2 protein-coding genes are annotated in these 3,866 nt (G+C 71.4%); both read right to left on the reverse strand.

The window, feature by feature from the left end; genetic code table 11:
• Positions 1 to 649: 649 nt before the first annotated feature.
• Complete coding sequence (locus tag BJP40_RS08320; RefSeq protein ID WP_071279830.1) at positions 650 to 1,018, reverse strand: hypothetical protein; 369 nt, start codon at positions 1,016 to 1,018, stop codon at positions 650 to 652.
• Between the two features lie 60 nt (positions 1,019 to 1,078).
• On the reverse strand, positions 1,079 to 3,499 hold the full coding sequence (locus BJP40_RS08325) for a DEAD/DEAH box helicase (protein WP_071279831.1): 2,421 nt from the start codon (positions 3,497 to 3,499) through the stop codon (positions 1,079 to 1,081).
• Positions 3,500 to 3,866 lie beyond the last annotated feature (367 nt).

Below are 3,866 nucleotides of genomic sequence, written 5' to 3' on the forward strand. Positions count from 1 at the left end.
CGAGCTGCTCCCCCAGCGCACCGGCGGCCGCGGGATCAGCGTCGTGTACCGGTACGCGCGGGATCTCGACGCCGCGCTCATCTTGTGGCTGATCGCCGGGCCATAGCCGCCCGCTCCCGCGAGGCTGCCGCGTCCTTCCCGGACCCCGTCTCCGGTCTGGCGGCGAGCGGGCGCCGTCACGCTTCGCCCACGCGGGCAGCGACGGTAGCCGTACGATCTCCGGTCATGAGCAGCACTGCACGCCGCCCGCTCGGACACGGACCGAAGCCTGCGCCGGCCGACGTTCCGCGGCCGCCGGCGGAAGCGCCCCGGGTCACGGCCGCGCAGGCGGATGCAGGGACGACTCCGCTCCACCAGACGGGGCAGCTTGACCTGGCTGCCTACCGGGAGCGTGGAGTGCTGGGCCGGCGGCCCCGAGCGGCTGCGGGCTGAAGGGGCCCTGGGGGTCGGGTGTCGTAGGGTCGGGGGCGGCCCGTGCCGGAATGGGGTGTGAGGGCAAGGCCCCGGTCCCCGGTGACGGGACGCAGTACGGCCGGGGCCGCCCCTGCTCGCTGTGGATGCTGCGTCGTACGCGGCTGACGTGTGTTCGGTGGTCGGGTCGGTGGCCCGGCACGATGTCCGGGCCACCGACGGGACCCCCGTACGGGGGTCAGGCCGCGAGGGTGTGCGGCTGCTCGCCCCGGATGGAGGCGAGCGCGGCCTGGCGCTCGGCCTCCATCTCCGCGTGCGCCTGGTTGATCCGGGCGCGGTGGTCGGACTCGGACTCGCCCGGCTTGCGCACCGGCATGCGGCGCGAGTACGCCGCGAGGCGGCGGAGCGCTGAGGTGTGGGCGTCCCACAGGTAGTTGACGGCGATCTGGTCGCGGCGCGCCTGTCCGGTGACGCACACGTAGTCGCCTTCGAACACCTCGTCCAGGTACTCGACGTGCCAGCCTCCCTGCCACCGCAGCATGATGCCGAGTTCGGCGCCGTCCTCGCGGTACACGACGTACCCCGCGTCACCGAGCACGCCCGCCATCGGCAGGTTCTCGGTGAGCCATGCCCACTCGGACAGGTCGTCGGCCGTCAGCCGTAGCCATCACGCCGTTCCTTCCGTGGCCGCCCACTCCAGTCCCAGGTCGGCCAGCGCCCGGAGCTTGTCCGCAGCGAGCTTGGCGCGCCTGCTCTTGCTGTTGCTCAGAAACACCCCCAACCGGACCTCTGTCCCGTCCTCCAACCGCTCCACGTGGCTCCTGGAGACGACCACGGAGCCCGTACGGGCCTTGTACTGCGCCAGGGCCGCAACGCCCCGCTCGAAGGCGCTGGAAGCCGCGGTGGTGGCCTTCGCGGCGGGCGCTTCGGGCTCCGGCGGCAGCGGCGCGATACCGAGCTGCTGGAGCAGCGTGCGCTGCTGCTCCAGCAGCCCTGTCCACACCTCGGGCCGGCGCTGCCGGGCCAGCCACCGGCCGATGTCCATGCCGTGCACGGTGACCCCGGGCATCACGTCGGCCTGCCCGTCGGCCTGGCCGTGCTCGTCGCTGAGGAGTTCGCGCAGCGCGGCGTAGTGCCGCTGCCAGGTGGCCGGCCACTCGGGGTTCCAGTGCTCGTCCACCTCCTCCAGCGCCGCCCTCCACTCCGGGTGCTCGTCCAGCGCCCCGGGCCGCCTCAAGTTCGCCAGCCACTGCCCCACCGGCCGGTCCAGCGCCGTCGCCGTCCGCGGCGCACACAGCGTCCAGTGCTCATCGAAGTACGCACGGGCCGCCTCCAGGTTCTCCTGGAACCGCGCGTCCGCCACCGACCACACCATGCCCAGCCGCTCCAACCGCTGCACCCGCTGCCCGCTCAGCTCCCCCGCCCCGTAAGCGCGCCGCTGCTCCGCGACCCACTGCCCCAGCGGTGTCGCCCCCTCGCGGTGACCGTACGGCACGCGCGCATGCCCCTCACGCTCCGTGAACGCCTTCAGCTTCGCCCACCCGCGCGCCCAGTCCTGCCGCTCCGTGTCGATCACGTTGAAGCTGACCCAGTCCGCGACCATCACCGGGTCACGCGGAGCCGAGAACCGCAACAGCACACGCGATTCCTCCTCGCCTTCTCCGGGCTCCTCACCGATATTCACCGACGGCTGCACCATGCGCTTCTGCGGCTCTTGCGGAATGGCCAGCAATTCCACCGCCTCTTCATCATGCGCACGCAGCCCTTCAAGTACCTTCACCAAAGGCCGATACGAACCGGAGGTGAACATATCTTCCGGCTTCTCGCCGGGCTGAAGGAATACCGGCACGATCAAAGAGGCCACCTTCCCCTCCCCCGGCTTCTGCCGCAAAGCGCGCCCGATGGCCTGGACGATGTCGTGCGGCGCGCCCTTGGGGTCCAGCAGCGCCACCGCGTCCACCGCCCGGATGTCCACCCCCTCACCCAGCACCCGGCAGTTCGACAGCACCGCCCGCAGCGCCGTGGACCCGAACCCGCCCAGTACCTCCCGCCGCCGCTCGGCGACGTGATCCCCGCACAGCCAGTCCGCCCAGATCCGCCGCGGGTACTTCTCCGGCTGGTCGGCGTGCAGCTTCGCCGCCACGTCCTTCAGCCCCTCGGCGTACGCCTGCGCCTCCATCGTCCGGTGGTGGAAGGTGATGCACGTGCTCAGACCGTGATCCGACATCGTCCGCAGCAGCGCGGCCTGAAGCGCCCCCAGCCGCTGCCCGCGCACCTCCTCGCTGTGGCGGTCCTCCCCCCGCAGCCGCTCCGGGGTGACCACCGGGTCCTGGAGCTCCACGACGATGATCTGATACCGCGCCAGCAACCCGCGGGAGACCGCCGACGCGAGCGACAGCTTGTACAGGACCGGCCCGAAGATCGCCTCATCGTCCATCGAGGCCGCCATCTCCTTTGGCAGCGGATCATGCGCCCCCTCCGCCAGCTGCCAGTGCGCCGGCCGCTCCTGCCAGATCCGCGGCGTCGCCGTCAGATACAGCCGCCGGTCCGCCGGAATGATGTCCTGGTCGTGGATGTCCGCCCACGCCTTGCCCAGCGACCCCGACGTGCGGTGCGCCTCATCGACCACCGCCAGGTCCAGCCGGCCGAGCCGCTGGCCGTAGGCCCCCGCGAACGCCTCCCCGAGCACGCCCAGGGAGGCGTACGTGCTGAAGATGACGACCGGCCCGCTCGCGTGCCACAGCGCCAGCCGCACCGGGTTCGTGGTGGCGCGGACCTTCAGCGACCACAGCTCCAGATCGCCCTCCACCCCGCCCACCGCCACCGCCGGCCCCTGGTGCCCCACCCGGCGCCACTCCCGCACCGTCTGCGTGAGCAGGTCCAGCGTCGGCACCACCACCAGGATCCGGCCCTTCGGGAGCATCTCGCGGGCAGCGAAAGCCGCACTGATGGTCTTCCCGGTGCCGCACGCGGAAATCACCTGCCCGCGCAGACCGTTCACCGGAATACCGCCCGGAGGGACATCGAGACCGCGCTTGATGGCGTCCACGGTTTCAATCTGATGGGGGCGCAGGTCACGCCTCGTCATAGCCACAGGAAGACTCCCTTTCACAGAATGTGGCGCGCAGCCAGAAAGAGGGAATCCCGGAGTCCTGATGAGGTCCGGGGGGTGATGCCTGGTCCCAGACTCTACACAGTGCATCACTGTGATGCATCACGTTCGGCGCAGGTTCATGCACCGGGGTAGAAGTTGGCCGATTCCCGCCCCCGGTGGGGCGGTTGTGCGGTAGGCTCGCGGCCAGGCCGGCAGGGAAGCCTGCTGGCCTGGCCGTAGGGTGGTCCGGGTGGAGTGCTGCGAGGCCGACCTCGGGGTGCCGACTGGCCGGCCGCGCGGACTCGACGCTGCGTCAGGTGCCGGGCGGGGGTGTGGCCTGGAATCCCAGTCGCTACACAGG

Origin of the sequence: Streptomyces sp. CC53 (assembly GCF_001865245.1) — a bacterium.
Classification (GTDB): domain Bacteria; phylum Actinomycetota; class Actinomycetes; order Streptomycetales; family Streptomycetaceae; genus Streptomyces.

Coding starts and splice junctions, on each gene's coding strand:
- BJP40_RS08325 (WP_071279831.1), bottom strand. CDS start 3,499: ATGACGAGGCGTGACCTGCGCCCCCATCAGATTGAAACCGTGGACGCC.
- BJP40_RS08320 (WP_071279830.1), bottom strand. CDS start 1,018: ATGGCGGGCGTGCTCGGTGACGCGGGGTACGTCGTGTACCGCGAGGAC.